Here is a 14,865-nt window from a genome sequence, read left to right as displayed (position 1 = left end):
GTAAACCTCACCCCCAGGTAGTAGAGTGTTAGACTAATCGTCCAGTAGCAAGCTTTCGATTAGTATTGCTAATTTAGCAAAACTGTTTCTTTAGTTCTGCCACCTGGATCTCCCCTTTCCCTGCGTTAAGCAGCTATAATCCAAAAAGTGGAGTTTTTTGAAAACGATAAGGAGGGAGTATGTACAAAACTATTTTGGTTCCCGTGGATATTACCGAACCGGAATTAACACAGCAGGTCATCCCGCATGTCAACGCGCTCGCCAGGCTCGAAGACTCCCACGTCCATTTCCTGGCGGTGATCCCGTCGCGCGCCACCTATGCCGCTTTCGGCTTTGCCGCCACGGCGGCGATAGAAACTAAAGACGAAATCATTGCGGTAGCAACCGAGGGGCTGGCAAAAGCGGCCAAAGAATTCAGCGTGCCTGAAGATAGAGTGACCACGCACGTTGCCGTCGGCGATCCTAAAGATCAGATCCTGGAGCTCGCCGATGCGCTCAACGCGGAGATTATCGTGATGGGTTCCAACCGCCCTTCTGCGATCACTTATCTCCTCGGCTCCAATGCCACCGCCGTCGTCCGCCACGCCAATTGCCCGGTGCTGGTGGTGCGTGAATCGGCTAACGCCACTCAGTGAGCCTGTCCGACACCTCACACATATTTGAACCGTAAAAAAAACGGGAGCCCTTAGGCTCCCGCTCTCATTCAAGCGCTGAACACACTTACATGTGTTTAACGATAGCGTCGCCAAACTCTGAACATTTCAGCAATTTAGCGCCTTCCATCAGGCGTTCGAAGTCATAGGTCACGGTCTTGGCGGCGATGGCGCCTTCCATGCCTTTAACGATCAGGTCAGCCGCTTCGAACCAGCCCATGTGGCGCAACATCATCTCTGCAGACAGGATGATGGAGCCTGGGTTCACTTTGTCCTGGCCGGCGTACTTCGGCGCGGTGCCGTGAGTCGCTTCGAACAGGGCGCAGTCGGAGCCGATGTTGGCGCCCGGCGCAATACCGATGCCGCCTACCTGGGCCGCCAGGGCGTCGGAGATGTAGTCGCCGTTCAGGTTCATACAGGCGATCACGTCGTATTCCGCCGGGCGCAGCAGGATCTGCTGCAGGAAGGCGTCGGCGATCACGTCTTTAACCACGATCTCTTTGCCGGTGTTCGGGTTCTTGATCTTCAGCCATGGGCCGCCGTCGATCAGCTCGCCGCCGAACTCTTCGCGCGCCAGCTCATAGCCCCAATCCTTGAAGGCACCTTCGGTGAACTTCATGATGTTGCCTTTGTGAACCAGGGTCACGGAGTCACGGTCGTTGGTGATGGCGTATTCGATCGCCGCACGCACCAGACGCTTGGTCCCTTCTTCGGAGCATGGCTTCACACCGATACCGCACTGCTCCGGGAAGCGGATTTTCTTCACGCCCATTTCGTCGCGCAGGAATTTGATCACTTTGTCCGCTTCGGCGGAGCCGGCTTTCCACTCGATGCCAGCGTAGATGTCTTCGGCGTTTTCGCGGAAGATCACCATGTCGGTCAGCTCAGGCTGTTTGACCGGGCTTGGGGTGCCCTGGTAGTAACGCACCGGGCGCAGGCACACGTACAGGTCCAGCTGCTGGCGCAGGGCCACGTTCAGAGAACGGATGCCGCCGCCGACCGGGGTGGTCAGAGGGCCTTTGATGGCGACGCGGTAGTCGCGGATCAGGTCCAGAGTTTCGTCCGGCAGCCACACGTCTTTACCGTAAACGTGGGTAGATTTTTCGCCGGTGTAGATTTCCATCCAGGAGATTTTACGTTCGCCGTGGTAAGCCTTTTTAACGGCCGCATCAACCACGTGGATCATGGCAGGAGTCACGTCAACGCCGATGCCGTCGCCTTCGATGAACGGAATGATCGGGTTATGAGGAACAACCAGTTTACCCTGGGCGTCAACCGTGATTTTTTTACCTTCTGCCGGAACAACTACTTTGCTTTCCATCAACCTCTCCTTCAAGCGCAATTTTGTTAATGCTTTGTAAGATGCGTGTAGATACTACTTGAATATTCGGTCCGCGCCAATCCGAAACGGATTCGGTTATAATGCGCTTATCATCCGTAATCTCAACCGTTATGAAAAAATTCTCTGTTAGAAATCACAACGTTAAACGATTCAGCAAGCCGAATGCCGCCAAACCCGCCGCGCCGAAGGGGCCGCGCCGCATTGTGTTATTCAACAAGCCCTTCGACGTATTGCCGCAGTTCACCGACGAAGCCGGCCGCGCCACGCTGAAAGAGTACATCCCCTTCCCCGACGTTTACGCCGCCGGGCGCCTAGATCGCGACAGCGAGGGGCTGCTGGTGCTGACCAACGACGGCCAGCTGCAGGCGCAGCTCACCCAGCCGGGCAAGCGCACCGGCAAAATCTACTATGTGCAGGTCGAGGGCGCGCCGCAGGAGAGCGATTTGGCGCCGCTGTGCAGCGGCGTCACGCTGAAAGACGGCCCGACGCTGCCCGCCGGGGTGGAGTTGGTCGCCGAGCCGCAGTGGCTGTGGCCGCGCAACCCACCGATCCGCGAACGCAAATCCATCCCCACCAGCTGGTTGAAAATCACCCTGTTCGAAGGGCGAAACCGCCAGGTGCGTCGCATGACGGCGCATATCGGGTTCCCTACCCTGCGCCTGATTCGCTACAGTATGGGTAATCTTTCGCTGGGTTCACTGCAGCCCGGTGAATGGAAAATCATCGATTCCCTGTAGACCGATAACTGATGGAGGCGCCATGAAATCTACCCCGATCGCGCTGCTGCTCGCCGCTCTGGCGGCCCCGTTCGCCGCCCCTGCCGCCAGCTTCGACTGCGCCAAGGCGGCAGGCAGCGATGAACGCGCCATCTGCGCCGACCGCACGCTGAACGATCTGGACGTGCAAATGGCCACCAAATATCAATTCCTGCGCGGCCTGTTCGCCATGGGCGCGCGCGGCGCGATGCAGGACAGCCAGCAGGCCTGGCTGACCAAGCGCCAGCGGTGCGGCGGTGACACCGCCTGTCTGCTCAAAAGCTACCGCACCCGCATCGCCGAGCTGGACGACATCTACCGGCGCATCGATAAACCGCTGTAAGGAGACCGCATGTTCAAACCGCACGTCACCGTCGCCTGCGTGGTGCACGCCGCCGGCAAATTTTTAATTGTCGAAGAAACCATCAACGGCAAAGCGCTGTGGAATCAGCCGGCCGGCCATCTGGAGGCCGACGAGACGCTGGTGCAGGCCGCCGAACGCGAGCTGTGGGAAGAGACCGGCATCCGCGCCACGCCGCAGGCGTTTCTGCGCCTGCACCAGTGGATCGCGCCGGATCGCACGCCGTTCCTGCGCTTCTGCTTCGTCATCGAGCTGGAACAGTCGCTGCCGACCGAGCCGCACGACAGCGACATCGATCGCTGCCTGTGGCTGAGCGCCGACGAGATTTTGCAGGCGCCCAACCTGCGTTCCGCACTGGTGGCGGAGAGCATTCGCAGCTATCAGCAGCCGGAGCGCTACCCGCTGTCGCTGGTCGGCAGCTTCGCCTGGCCGCATTAAGGGCGCCGGGCAGCACAAGATGAACAGTGCGCCGGCTCGGCCAACGTGGTAAAATCCTGCGCTTGTTTTTATCAGCACGGTTCGTGTTCAAGTTCGTGAGATCCCCATGTCAGACAACAGCCAGAAAAAAGTAATCGTCGGTATGTCCGGCGGCGTCGACTCTTCCGTTACCGCCTATCTGTTACAGCAACAGGGCTATCAGGTCGCTGGGCTGTTCATGAAGAACTGGGAAGAAGACGACGACGAAGAGTACTGCTCCGCCGCGACCGATCTGGCCGATGCGCAAGCGGTCTGCGACAAGCTGGGCATCGAACTGCACACGGTGAACTTTGCGGCGGAATACTGGGACAACGTGTTTGAGCTGTTCCTGGAAGAGTACAAGGCCGGCCGCACGCCGAACCCGGACATCCTGTGCAATAAAGAGATCAAATTCAAAGCCTTCCTGGAGTTCGCCGCCGAAGATCTGGGGGCCGATTTCATCGCCACCGGCCACTACGTGCGCCGCCAGGATGTGGACGGCAAGAGCCGCCTGCTGCGCGGCGTCGACGGCAACAAAGATCAGAGCTACTTCCTCTATACCCTGAGCCACGAGCAGGTGGCGCAGAGCCTGTTCCCGGTCGGCGAGCTGGAGAAGCCGGAAGTGCGCCGCATCGCCGAGCAGCTGGAGCTGGTCACCGCCAAGAAGAAAGACTCTACCGGCATCTGCTTTATCGGCGAGCGCAAGTTCCGCGACTTCCTCGGCCGCTACCTGCCGGCGCAGCCGGGCCCGATCGTCAGCGTTGACGGCCAGACCGTCGGCGAACACCAGGGCCTGATGTATCACACCCTGGGCCAGCGCAAAGGGCTGGGCATCGGCGGCCTGAAAGACAGCAGCGAAGATCCGTGGTACGTGGTGGATAAAGACGTGGCCAACAACGTGCTGGTCGTCGCGCAGGGGCACGATCATCCGCGCCTGATGTCCGTAGGCCTTATCGCGCAGCAGCTGCACTGGGTGGATCGTCTGCCGCTGAGCGGCCCGTTCCGCTGCACGGTGAAGACCCGCTATCGCCAGCAGGATATCCCTTGCACCGTGACCCCGCTCGACGACGAACGCATCGAAGTGCGTTTCGACGAGCCGGTCTCCGCCGTCACCCCCGGTCAGTCGGCGGTATTCTACCAGGGCGAAATCTGCCTCGGCGGCGGCATCATCGAACAGCGCCTGGCGTAATTCGCCTGCCGCCCAAGAAAAACGCTGCGTTTACCGCAGCGTTTTTTTATTCAAAATTCCACCTGCGCCCCCAGCTCGATCACCCGGTTCGGCGGGATTTCGAACAGGTCCGGCGCCCGCAGCGCGTTGCGCTGCAACAGCTGGAACACCTTGCCGCGCACGCGCAGATACCAGGGCCGTTTGCCCAGCACCAGCGTATCGCGCGACATGAAGAACGAGGTCTCGTTCATGGTGAAGCTCATCCCCTCCAGCCCGCAGCGGTAAAGAATGTCCGTCACGTTGGGCGTCTCGCGCCAGCCGTAGCTCGCCACCACCCGCCAGAAACTCGCCGACAGCTGTTCGATCGCCACCCGCTGCACGTTGTGCACGTACGGCATGTCGGTGGTGACGATGGTCAGCAATACCACGCGCTCGTGCAGCACCTTGTTATGCTTCAGGTTATGCAACAGCACCAGCGGCACCGCATGCGGCGTGCGCTCCATAAACACCGCGGTGCCCGGCACCCGCTTCGGCGGCGCCTTCTCCAGCGACTCGATCAGCGCGCTCAGCCCTTCCTGATTGTCGCGCAATCGGCGGATCAGGCGTGAACGCTCGGTCTTCCAGGTCAGCATGATCAGCAGAATGATTAGCCCGAGCGCCACCGGCAGCCAGCCGCCGGTCGCCAGCTTGATCAGGTTGGCGCCGAACAGCGGCACGTCGATGCACAGCATGACCAGCAGCATCAGCCCGCCCAGATAGCGCGGCCAGCCCCAGTTTTTCACCGCCACGATGCTCAGCAGAATCGACGACAGCAGCATGGTGCCGGTTACCACGATGCCGTAGGCCGAGGCCAGGTTGCTGGAGTGTTTGAAGCTGACGATCACGATCAGCACCGCCGCGAACAGCAGCCAGTTCACCACCGGAATGTAGATCTGCCCGGACTCCTGATCGGAGGTATAGATAATACGCATCGGTGGCAGGTAGCCCAGCCGCACCGCCTGCCGCGTCAGCGAGAACACGCCGGAGATCACCGCCTGCGAGGCGATCACCGTCGCCAGCGTAGCGATCACCAGCAGCGGGATCAGCGCCCAGGTCGGCGCCAGCAGGAAGAACGGGTTATTGATCGCCGCCGGGTTGGCCAACAGCAGCGCCCCCTGGCCGAAGTAGTTCAGCACCAGCGCCGGCGCCACCAGCGTAAACCACGCCAGACGGATCGGTTTTTTACCGAAGTGGCCCATATCGGCGTACAGCGCTTCAGCGCCGGTGACCGACAGCACCACCATGCCCAGCGCAAAGAACGACACGGCCTTGTATTCGAGGAAGAAATTCACCGCCCAGTAAGGGTTCAGCGCCCGCAGCACGCCGGGGTGATGCAAAATGCCGCCGAGGCCCAGCAGCGCCAGCGTCAGGAACCAGATAACCATCGCCGGGGCGAACAGTTTGCCGACGCTGCCGGTGCCGCGTTTTTGGATCGCGAACAATGCGGTCAGCACCAGCAGCGACAGCGGTACGATAAAGCTGTCCAGCTCGGGGGCGATAATCTGCAGCCCCTCGATGGCCGAGAGCACCGAAATGGCCGGGGTGATCACCCCATCGCCGTAAAAGAAGCTGCCGCCCACCAGCCCGATCAGCACCGCCGCCGGCACCCAGCGCGCATCCAGCTTGCGGATCGCCAGCGACATCAGCGTCAGAATGCCTCCCTCGCCGTCGTTGTCGGCGCGCATCACGAAACAAATGTATTTAATCGACACCACCAGCGTCAGCAGCCAGAAAATCAGCGATAAAAAGCCGTAAATCGAGGCCGGCGCCAGGGTGATGCCCTCCTCCGCCGTCAGGCATTCGCGCAGGGTATACAGCGGGCTGGTGCCGATATCGCCGTACACCACGCCGATGGCCGCCAGCGTCACCGCCGGCAGTGGCTGCTTGTTTTTTACGTGCATATAAAGGTCTTTATTTGAGGGTTCACGTTGGCAGTATAGATGCAGCCGCCGCACTTTATTTGCCGCAGCAACAATAAGTTCGCGCCGCCGCGCCGGCGATTTTCGTCGCCTATTTGCGCAGTTCTGCGCCGCACGGCGCCTCCGCCTCACCGCAGACGTATTAGACGCTGGGTTTACCCTCGATTTTGTGGCATGATCCGCGGCATTCGTTGTCATCGTTGTTACAGCCACGCCCGATCGTTACCGTTCGCGGCCGCCGCCGTTACCCCTGCGATACACACAACCTTATGCAGTAAGCCATGTACCGTTCACCGCGTTTACAGGAGTCATCGTGGCGAAGAATTATTATGACATCACGCTGGCCATGGCGGGCATCAGCCAGTCGGCGCGTTTGGTTCAGCAGTTGGCCCATGAAGGGCAATGCAACCGCGAAGCGTTTCAGACCTCGCTGAAAAGCCTGCTGCAAATGGATCCGCCCTCCACGCTGGCGGTGTTCGGCGGCGAAGAACGCAATTTGATGGTCGGCCTCGAAACCCTGATGGGCGTGCTGAATGCCAACAACAAAGGGCCGGGCGCGGAACTGACCCGCTACACCATCAGCCTGATGGTGCTGGAGCGCAAGCTCAACGCCAACAAACAGGCGATGAACACGCTCGGCGAACGCCTCGGCCAGCTCGAGCGCCAGCTGGCGCACTTCGATCTTGAATCGGACACCATCATCAGCGCGCTGGCCGGCATTTACGTCGACGTGGTCAGCCCGCTCGGGCCGCGCATCCAGGTGACCGGTTCGCCGGCCATCCTGCAGAACCCGCAGGTGCAGGCCAAGGTTCGCGCCACGCTGCTGGCCGGCATTCGCGCCGCCGTGCTGTGGCAACAGGTCGGCGGCAGCCGCCTGCAGTTAATGTTTTCCCGTAATCGTCTGTTCAAGCAGGCGCAAAATATCGTTGCTCATTGTTAATCGATCCCAGGAGTTGCTACCGATGGAATTATCCTCACTGACCGCCGTTTCCCCCGTTGATGGACGCTACGGTGATAAAGTCAGCGCACTGCGCCCCATTTTCAGCGAATACGGTCTGCTGAAATTCCGCGTACAGGTTGAAGTACGTTGGCTGCAAAAACTGGCCGCCTGCGCAGAAATCAAGGAAGTTCCCGCTTTTGACGCCGACGCAAACGCTTTCCTCGACAAAATCGTCGCGGAATTCAATGAAGAAGACGCACAGCGCATCAAAACCATCGAGCGCACCACCAACCACGACGTGAAAGCGGTCGAGTATTTCCTGAAGGAAAAAGTGGCGGCGGTGCCTGCGCTGCACGCGGTGTCCGAGTTCATCCACTTCGCCTGCACCTCCGAAGACATCAACAACCTGTCGCACGCGCTGATGCTGCAAAGCGCCCGTCAGGACGTGGTGCTGCCTTACTGGCGCAAGATCATCGACGCGCTGAAAGGGCTGGCGCAGGAATACCGCGATATCCCGCTGCTGTCGCGCACCCACGGCCAGCCGGCGACCCCGTCGACCGTCGGCAAAGAGTTCGCCAACGTGGCTTACCGCATGGAGCGCCAGTACCGCCAACTGGAGCGCGTGGAGATCATGGGTAAAATCAACGGTGCGGTCGGCAACTACAACGCCCACATCGTCGCCTACCCGGAAGTGGACTGGCATCAGTTCAGCGAAGCGTTCGTCACCTCGCTCGGCATCACCTGGAACCCGTACACCACCCAGATCGAACCGCATGACTACATCGCCGAACTGTTCGACTGCGTAGCGCGTTTCAACACCATTCTGATCGACTTCGACCGCGACATCTGGGGCTACATCGCCCTGAACCACTTCAAGCAGAAGACCATCGCCGGCGAAATCGGTTCTTCCACCATGCCGCACAAGGTCAACCCGATCGACTTCGAAAACTCCGAAGGCAACTTGGGGCTGGCCAACGCCGTGCTGGGCCACCTGGCGGGCAAACTGCCGGTTTCCCGCTGGCAGCGCGACCTGACCGACTCCACCGTGCTGCGTAACCTGGGCGTGGGCCTGGGTTACGCGCTGATCGCCTATCAGGCCACCCTGAAGGGCATCAGCAAGCTGGAAGTCAACCAGGCGCACCTGCTGGACGAACTGGATCACAACTGGGAAGTGCTGGCCGAGCCGATCCAGACCGTGATGCGCCGCTACGGCATCGAAAAGCCTTACGAGAAATTGAAAGAGCTGACCCGCGGCAAGCGCGTGGACGCCGCCGGCATGCAGGCGTTCATCGATGGCCTGGCGCTGCCGGAAGAAGAGAAAACCCGTCTGAAGGCGATGACCCCGGCCAACTATATCGGCCGCGCCACCACCATGGTCGACGAGCTGAAGTAAGCGCGTTAGACCCACAACGACAAGGCGGCCCACGGGCCGCCTTTTTGCTTATTATTCGCCGCGCAACACCTGCAGCCGGGCTATCTGCCGCCCCTGCGCATCGAAGTTGTCCGCACTCAGCCAACGCGCCAACGCCTGCCGCACCGCCGGCCAACGGTCAATGGTGATGGCGAACCAGTCGGTATCCCGGCTGCGCCCCTTGACGATCACCGCAAAGCGGAAGTTGCCCTCGTAACGGAAGCCGAAGCGCAGCGCGGCCTGGCGCGATGGCGCGTTATGGCTGTCGCACTTCCACTCGCAGCGGCGATAGCCCAGCGTGTCGAAGGCATAACGCAGCAGCAGCGCAATGGCTTCGGTGGCGCTGGAGCGCTGTTTCATCAACGGCGACCAGCTGACGTGGCCGATCTCCAGCACGCCGTTGGCCTCGTCGATGCGCATCAGCGCCACCGTCCCCACCGGCGCGTCGCTGGCGGCGTCGAACACCGTCAGATTGACCAGCGTCGGGTTGGCCTGCAGCGTCTCCAGGTGCTGTAACATCGCCGCCGGCGTGTCGGGCCGTTCGATAGACAGATAGGTCCAGTCGCGGCCGTCCGGCGCCAGCTGGAAAGCGTCATACAGCGCGGCGTAATCCCGCTGCGGATCGAGCGGCGCCAGTGAACAGAAACGCCCGCCGAGCGTCACGCCGCCCGGGCGGCGAGCCGGCTGCCAATCCGGCATCGGTTCGCCAATCGGCTGACCATAACGATTCATTGCCATACGCGCCTCCTGCGGTTAACGGGTATACACGATAAACGAGCTTCTTCTGCCGATTTTGTCGTACAGCGAACGCGCCGGCGCGTTGTACTCCTGGGTCATCCAATAGACCCGATCGCTGCCGCGCGCCTCCGCCAGCCGATACGCCTGTTCGAACAGTTTTTCCGACACTTTATGGCCGCGCGCCTGCGGCGACACATAGAGATCTTCGATATAACAATAGCCCACCGCGCTCCAGGTGGACGGATGGAATACCAGGTTCATCAGCCCCAGCAGCCGGCCGTCGGCATCCTCCGCCACCAGCCCGTACACCTGTTCATCCTGCCCCAAGCGTTCGAAGGTGCGATCGGTCACCTGCGGCGCCACCTCGGCGCGGTAAAAGTCGAGATAGCCCTGCCACAACGCCAGCCATTGCGCTCTGTCGTCGCCATTGATTCTGCGGATGGTCACTTCACGATTTGATGGGTTCATAGCGCCTCACGGGGTTAAGATATTATTTCCATTAGGGAAATAACCGAATAGCGGCAGAATACACCGCGCAGCGACGGCGTAATACGGACCAATTCAAAACGCCGGGCAGACCAATTTTAACCGCCGTTTTCCCGCGGCAGCGCGTTGAACACCTGCGCCAGCGTGGCGATAAAACGCACGATCTCGTCCGGCGTATAGGCCGAGAAACCGAGCACCAGCGCCCCGCGCTGCGGCGCGCCGGTGTAGAAGTCCGCCAGGCCGTACAGCCGGATGCCCCGTTCCGCCGCCGCCGCCACCAGCCGCCGCTCCGTCGCCGCATCCGCCAACGGGCAAACCAGCTGCAGCCCGCCCTGCGGCAGCGCCGGGCGCGTCCAGGGCGCGAGATGGCGTTGCACCGCGTCGTACAGCACATCCAGCCGCGCCTTGTAAAGCGTGCGCATATTGCGCAGATGCTCGGCGTAGCCGCCCTCGTGCAGGCAGTGGAACAGCGTCATCTGCGCCAGCGCCGAGGTGTAGCCGTCCTGAAACTGCCTGGCGGCGACCAATGGCCGCACCAGCTGCGGCGGCGCAATCATGAAGCCGATGCGCAGCCCCGGAAACAGCGTCTTGCTGAAGGTGCCGATGTACAGCGTGCGCCCGCCGCTGTCCAGCCCTTGCAGCGCCGCCTTGGTTTGTCGATCGTAGTTGAACTCGGCGTCATAATCGTCTTCGATGATCCAGGCCCGCCGACGCTGGGCCCACTGCAACAGCGCCAGACGCCGCTCGAGGCTCAGCGAGTACCCCAGCGGGTAGTGATGGGACGGCGTGATGTAAACGCCCCGCCCGCCGCCCGCAGCCTGCATCAGCTGCCCGACGTCCAGCCCCTGCTCATCAATGCCGATCGGCCGCGCCTGCAGCCCCGCCGACTGCACCAGCTTTTTCGCCCCCTGGTAACCCGGCTCTTCGACGAATACCGCATCGCCGGGATCGAACAGCACCTGCGTGCACAGCGCCAGCGCCTGCTGAGAGCTGGTGACCACGATCACCTGCTCCGCCGTCGCCTTGACGCCCCGCTCCCGCTGCAAATAGTGCGCGATCTCCGCACGCAGCTCCGGCAAGCCCTGCGGATCGGCATACCCCAACAGCCGCTCGCCGTGCCGCCGCAGCGCCTGCTTTTCCCACTGCAGCCATGAATCGATGGGAAACGCCCGCAGATCCGCCAGCGAGGGCGTCAACGAGGCCTGGCGGCTGGTGTGCGGCGTATGGCTGACCGCCAGCAACGCCCGGCCGCGATCGCTTAACTCGCGTTCCGCCAGCCGCGCCTCCTGGCCTGCCTGCGTCGCCAGCAGTTCACGGCCGAGCAGCGTATCGCAGCGATAACGCACAAAGCTGCCGCGCCCCACCGTTCGGCTGATGAACCCCTCCGCCTCCAGCCGCGCGTAGGTCTGTTCCACCGTGTCACGCGCCACCGCCAGCCGGGCCGCCAACGCGCGGCTCGGCGGCAGCTTCGCCCGCCACGGCAGTTCCCCGGCGGTGATGAGCCGCAACAGGGCCTGGTGCAGCGCCGAACGTCGGGTCAGCCCCTGCTGACGCTGCTGGGTGAAGGCTGCCAGGATTGCCGCGTCGTCCGCGTGTCGTGGGGTGTCACTCATGGGCAGTCTGTTTCTCCGAGCCTGGGGCGATTGCACACTACTCTACCTCATTTTCTCCCAGCGGCGGCGGCGGTTGCGCTGCCCGGCGAAATCCCCTTAAATAAGCCATCGCATTGCGGCTACAGGACTTCCGTCAGCTATGAGCAAGGAGATCAACCAGCGTCTGCTGGAAAAACTGCTGCAGGATCTGGCCAGCGCGGGCGCGATGCCGCTGTATCTGCGCTTTAACGCCTCGGTGCGCCAGGCTATCGAGCAAGGATTGCTGAGCGCGGGGGATTTCCTGCCCAGCGAGCGCCTGTTCACCGAACGGCTCGGCATCTCGCGCATCACGGTGCGCAAAGCGCTGGCCTGCCTTGAGCAAGACGGCATCATCGGCCGTTCACGCGGCTACGGCACCTTCATCCAGCCGCAACGGCCCGCGCCGAAGCTGCGCTATTCCTTAGCGGACATCAAAGGGTTCTCGCGCGAGGCGGCGCAACAGGGGCGTCAGCCGGACACGCAATGGATCAGCCGCGAGCGGGTGCCGGCCAGCGCCGCACTGGCGGAAAGGCTCCAGCTGGCGGTTGGAGCGCCGATCTACCAACTCAAGCGCATTCACTTTATCGATCGGCGGCCGATGTCGGTGGCGGTGTCCTACGTGGTGGCGGCGGCGATTGCCAACATCGACGAGATTGGCATCTCGCTCTACGATTACTTCCGGCGCAATAATGTGGAGATGGGCTCGCTGCGCAGCCAGGTCAGCGCGGCGATGGCCGACGACGATATCCGCCAGGCGCTGCAGCTATCAGAACCGATGCCGCTGCTGATCGTGCGCCAGACGTTGTTCGACCACCGCAAGAAGCCTGTCGAATACAGCGAAAGCTTCTGCCGCAGCGACATGTACGAGTTTACCAGCGAAAGCTGATCCGTTACGCCTCGCCCTGTCGGCGGCGGCGAAAACGCACGAACGCCTGGGCATACGCCTCAACGTCCAGCGGATTCACCCGTTTTAACTCCGCCAGCAATCCGGGTTCGATCGCTTCTGCACCGTGCAGCGCACCGCAGACAGCGGTGGCCATCGCGCCGATGGTGTCAGTATCGCCGCCCAGGTTGGCGCACAGCACCGCGCAACGGGTAGGATCGGTTTGCGCCAGCTGCACCATCGCCAGCGCCGCCGGCACCGACTCGATGGTGCTCACCCCGGCGCCGATCAGTTGATATATCCGCTCAGAGGTCTGCTCGGGATCGGCGGCCTCATCCACCACCTGAAACGCCAACTCGATGCGCGCCGCCAGCGAGGGGCTGAACGTCGTCTCCTGCCGGCGCTGGGCATACTCCGCCACGCCCGGCAGCGCCAGACGAATCGAGACCCAGTCCGCGCCCTCCACCGCTCGCGCGACGGCCCAGGCGATCGCCACCGCACCGGCGACGGCGATGTCGGATTTGTGCGTCGGGCTGGAGGCCAGCCACACCTGCTGGCAGAAATCCTCCAGCGGCGCGGACGGCAGCACGCAGCCCAAAGGCGAAATGCGCATCGCCGCGCCATTGGTGATGCCGTTGTTTTCCAACTCGGCGATCGGCGTGCCCGCCTTCTGCTCGCTCAACGCCAGTTTGGAACTGGGGCCGAGAATGTTCTTGTTGAAGGCGTCAAAACTGTCCACCCAGCGGATCACGTTGCGGGCGATCAGTTCCGGCACCACCTCGCCTTCCGCTTCCCGCAGCGCATCGGCCAGCGCTAACGCCATCGCGGTATCGTCGGTATATTGCCCGGCCTTGAAGTAACAGGCGGCGGTGTTCTCCGCCGGCCCATCGAGAAAGCCGTCTATCCAGCCGAAATGGCGCTTAACCCGCTCGCGCGGCCACAGCTCGGAAGGCATGCCGAGCGCGTCGCCCAGCATCTGTCCGTAAAGTGCGCCCGCTATGCGTTCTGCCTGGGTTAACTGCTTCATCCGTCGCTCCTGAGAAAATGTACCGTTGCCTCAATAATACCTTATTAGTACCTTTAAAGCTTATCAAGCGCCCCGGCTTACACTTCCCTTTCGCGGGCAATGCCTGGGGCGTTTAAGTTGCGTTTAATGTTGCCTCGCCGCTGTTTATCCGACGTTTATCAGAGCTTGTCGATAATGTCGGCGAACAAATTGATAACGCTTATTTTAATACATTGCTTCGGCTCTCTTGCGAGCCGGGCGGGTTATACCTACCATAGCCTCAGCACTTTTTGTCAAAATGGTTCAGGTGGCCGCGTTATTCCCTGACACGCCGCAGAGCGTGTTCCCTTTTATCGCGTGGGTGACAGGACGTTCACCCGCATAGTCACAGGAGTTCGCCATGCGAGTACTGGTTGTTGAAGATAATGGTTTGCTGCGTCACCACCTTTCCGTTCAGATGCGCGAGATGGGCCATCAGGTCGACGCGGCCGAAGACGCCAAGGAAGCCGATTATTTCCTGCAGGAACACGCGCCGGATATCGCCATCGTCGATCTCGGCCTGCCGGGTGAAGACGGCCTGAGCCTGATCCGCCGCTGGCGCGCCCATCAGACCAAGCTGCCGATCCTGGTGCTGACCGCCCGCGAAAGCTGGCAGGACAAAGTGGCGGTGCTGGAAGCCGGCGCCGACGACTATGTCACCAAGCCGTTCCACCTGGAAGAAGTGATCGCCCGCATGCAGGCGCTGATGCGCCGCAACAGCGGCCTGGCTTCGCAAGTGATCGTGCTGCCGCCGTTCCAGATCGATCTGTCGCGCCGCGAACTGAGCGTCAACGATCAACAGATCAAGCTGACCGCCTTTGAATACACCATCATCGAGACCCTGATCCGCAACGCCGGCAAGGTGGTGAGCAAGGATTCGTTGATGCTGCAGCTCTACCCGGACGCCGAACTGCGTGAAAGCCACACCATCGACGTGCTGATGGGCCGCTTGCGCAAGAAAGTGCAGGCGGAATACCCGCATGAAGTGATCACCACGGTACGTGGCCAGGGCTATCGTTTTGACGCGAAGTGAACATG

At 61.6% G+C, this 14,865-nt stretch carries 15 protein-coding genes; 9 read left to right on the top strand and 6 right to left on the bottom strand.

Translation table 11 applies throughout. The annotated features are described in order from the left end of the window. Window positions 1–179 precede the first annotated feature (179 nt). Window positions 180–635, top strand: a complete 456-nt coding sequence (uspF, locus tag AC2CGI_RS11065; protein WP_004941216.1) for a universal stress protein UspF — start codon at window positions 180–182, stop codon at window positions 633–635. An 85-nt stretch (window positions 636–720) separates the two neighbouring features. Here uspF and icd read toward each other — a convergent pair whose 3' ends face one another. Further along, window positions 721–1,974, bottom strand: coding sequence for an NADP-dependent isocitrate dehydrogenase (gene icd, locus AC2CGI_RS11060; RefSeq protein ID WP_015377612.1), 1,254 nt, complete (start codon window positions 1,972–1,974; stop codon window positions 721–723). A gap of 131 nt (window positions 1,975–2,105) precedes the next feature. Between icd and rluE the strand changes: the two genes are divergently transcribed. The 4 genes from rluE (at window position 2,106) to mnmA (ending at window position 4,756) form a co-directional block, all read left to right on the top strand. Further along, window positions 2,106–2,732: a 23S rRNA pseudouridine(2457) synthase RluE gene (gene rluE, locus AC2CGI_RS11055; protein ID WP_484593946.1), complete on the top strand. Its 627-nt coding sequence runs from the start codon at window positions 2,106–2,108 to the stop codon at window positions 2,730–2,732. 22 nt (window positions 2,733–2,754) lie between these two features. Beyond that, window positions 2,755–3,093, top strand: coding sequence for a lysozyme inhibitor LprI family protein (locus tag AC2CGI_RS11050; protein ID WP_015377610.1), 339 nt, complete (start codon window positions 2,755–2,757; stop codon window positions 3,091–3,093). 9 nt (window positions 3,094–3,102) lie between these two features. Beyond that, a complete protein-coding gene (locus AC2CGI_RS11045; protein ID WP_075684743.1) occupies window positions 3,103–3,549 on the top strand; it encodes an NUDIX hydrolase in 447 nt (148 codons plus the stop codon). Between the two features lie 106 nt (window positions 3,550–3,655). Continuing rightward, complete coding sequence (gene mnmA / locus AC2CGI_RS11040) at window positions 3,656–4,756, top strand: tRNA 2-thiouridine(34) synthase MnmA (protein WP_015377608.1); 1,101 nt, start codon at window positions 3,656–3,658, stop codon at window positions 4,754–4,756. A 50-nt stretch (window positions 4,757–4,806) separates the two neighbouring features. Here the strand turns inward: mnmA and kup are convergent, their stop codons facing one another. After that, entirely contained in the window at window positions 4,807–6,675 is a 1,869-nt protein-coding gene (kup, locus tag AC2CGI_RS11035; RefSeq protein ID WP_076740309.1) for a low affinity potassium transporter Kup, read from the bottom strand. A gap of 331 nt (window positions 6,676–7,006) precedes the next feature. Here kup and hflD point away from each other — a divergent pair, with 331 nt between their 5' ends. Both hflD and purB read left to right on the top strand, forming a co-directional pair. Further along, complete coding sequence (gene hflD, locus AC2CGI_RS11030) at window positions 7,007–7,633, top strand: high frequency lysogenization protein HflD (RefSeq protein WP_004941196.1); 627 nt, start codon at window positions 7,007–7,009, stop codon at window positions 7,631–7,633. Window positions 7,634–7,655: 22 nt separating this feature from the next. After that, window positions 7,656–9,026 carry an adenylosuccinate lyase gene (purB, locus tag AC2CGI_RS11025; RefSeq protein ID WP_004941193.1) on the top strand — a complete coding sequence of 457 codons (1,371 nt, stop codon included), beginning with the start codon at window positions 7,656–7,658 and terminating at the stop codon, window positions 9,024–9,026. 51 nt (window positions 9,027–9,077) lie between these two features. Here purB and AC2CGI_RS11020 read toward each other — a convergent pair whose 3' ends face one another. From AC2CGI_RS11020 to pdxR, 3 genes are all read right to left on the bottom strand, one after another. Beyond that, a complete protein-coding gene (locus AC2CGI_RS11020) occupies window positions 9,078–9,782 on the bottom strand; it encodes a GNAT family N-acetyltransferase (protein WP_015377606.1) in 705 nt (234 codons plus the stop codon). A 15-nt stretch (window positions 9,783–9,797) separates the two neighbouring features. Then, window positions 9,798–10,250: a GNAT family N-acetyltransferase gene (locus AC2CGI_RS11015; RefSeq protein ID WP_015377605.1), complete on the bottom strand. Its 453-nt coding sequence runs from the start codon at window positions 10,248–10,250 to the stop codon at window positions 9,798–9,800. 116 nt (window positions 10,251–10,366) lie between these two features. After that, window positions 10,367–11,881: a MocR-like pyridoxine biosynthesis transcription factor PdxR gene (pdxR, locus tag AC2CGI_RS11010; RefSeq protein ID WP_021505542.1), complete on the bottom strand. Its 1,515-nt coding sequence runs from the start codon at window positions 11,879–11,881 to the stop codon at window positions 10,367–10,369. A gap of 139 nt (window positions 11,882–12,020) precedes the next feature. On the opposite strand from pdxR, the gene AC2CGI_RS11005 reads away from it, so the two are divergent. Further along, the gene (locus tag AC2CGI_RS11005) at window positions 12,021–12,785 is read left to right on the top strand and encodes a GntR family transcriptional regulator (RefSeq protein WP_021505543.1); all 765 of its coding nucleotides are present in this window, start codon (window positions 12,021–12,023) and stop codon (window positions 12,783–12,785) included. A 4-nt stretch (window positions 12,786–12,789) separates the two neighbouring features. On the opposite strand, the gene AC2CGI_RS11000 is transcribed toward AC2CGI_RS11005, so the two are convergent. Continuing rightward, the gene (locus AC2CGI_RS11000; RefSeq protein WP_076740310.1) at window positions 12,790–13,809 is read right to left on the bottom strand and encodes an ADP-ribosylglycohydrolase family protein; all 1,020 of its coding nucleotides are present in this window, start codon (window positions 13,807–13,809) and stop codon (window positions 12,790–12,792) included. Window positions 13,810–14,188: 379 nt separating this feature from the next. Here AC2CGI_RS11000 and phoP point away from each other — a divergent pair, with 379 nt between their 5' ends. After that, window positions 14,189–14,860 carry a two-component system response regulator PhoP gene (phoP, locus tag AC2CGI_RS10995; protein WP_004941169.1) on the top strand — a complete coding sequence of 224 codons (672 nt, stop codon included), beginning with the start codon at window positions 14,189–14,191 and terminating at the stop codon, window positions 14,858–14,860. Window positions 14,861–14,865 lie beyond the last annotated feature (5 nt).

The sequence above is a fragment of the Serratia sp. LSHTC3 genome (assembly GCF_057197125.1).
The sequence above is the reverse complement of the archived record's forward strand: the minus strand, read 5'-3'. Positions and strand labels throughout refer to the sequence as shown.

Coding starts and splice junctions, on each gene's coding strand:
- uspF (WP_004941216.1), top strand. CDS start 180: ATGTACAAAACTATTTTGGTTCCCGTGGATATTACCGAACCGGAATTA.
- icd (WP_015377612.1), bottom strand. CDS start 1,974: ATGGAAAGCAAAGTAGTTGTTCCGGCAGAAGGTAAAAAAATCACGGTT.
- rluE (WP_484593946.1), top strand. CDS start 2,106: ATGAAAAAATTCTCTGTTAGAAATCACAACGTTAAACGATTCAGCAAG.
- AC2CGI_RS11050 (WP_015377610.1), top strand. CDS start 2,755: ATGAAATCTACCCCGATCGCGCTGCTGCTCGCCGCTCTGGCGGCCCCG.
- AC2CGI_RS11045 (WP_075684743.1), top strand. CDS start 3,103: ATGTTCAAACCGCACGTCACCGTCGCCTGCGTGGTGCACGCCGCCGGC.
- mnmA (WP_015377608.1), top strand. CDS start 3,656: ATGTCAGACAACAGCCAGAAAAAAGTAATCGTCGGTATGTCCGGCGGC.
- kup (WP_076740309.1), bottom strand. CDS start 6,675: ATGCACGTAAAAAACAAGCAGCCACTGCCGGCGGTGACGCTGGCGGCC.
- purB (WP_004941193.1), top strand. CDS start 7,656: ATGGAATTATCCTCACTGACCGCCGTTTCCCCCGTTGATGGACGCTAC.
- AC2CGI_RS11020 (WP_015377606.1), bottom strand. CDS start 9,782: ATGGCAATGAATCGTTATGGTCAGCCGATTGGCGAACCGATGCCGGAT.
- AC2CGI_RS11015 (WP_015377605.1), bottom strand. CDS start 10,250: ATGAACCCATCAAATCGTGAAGTGACCATCCGCAGAATCAATGGCGAC.
- pdxR (WP_021505542.1), bottom strand. CDS start 11,881: ATGAGTGACACCCCACGACACGCGGACGACGCGGCAATCCTGGCAGCC.
- AC2CGI_RS11005 (WP_021505543.1), top strand. CDS start 12,021: ATGAGCAAGGAGATCAACCAGCGTCTGCTGGAAAAACTGCTGCAGGAT.
- AC2CGI_RS11000 (WP_076740310.1), bottom strand. CDS start 13,809: ATGAAGCAGTTAACCCAGGCAGAACGCATAGCGGGCGCACTTTACGGA.
- phoP (WP_004941169.1), top strand. CDS start 14,189: ATGCGAGTACTGGTTGTTGAAGATAATGGTTTGCTGCGTCACCACCTT.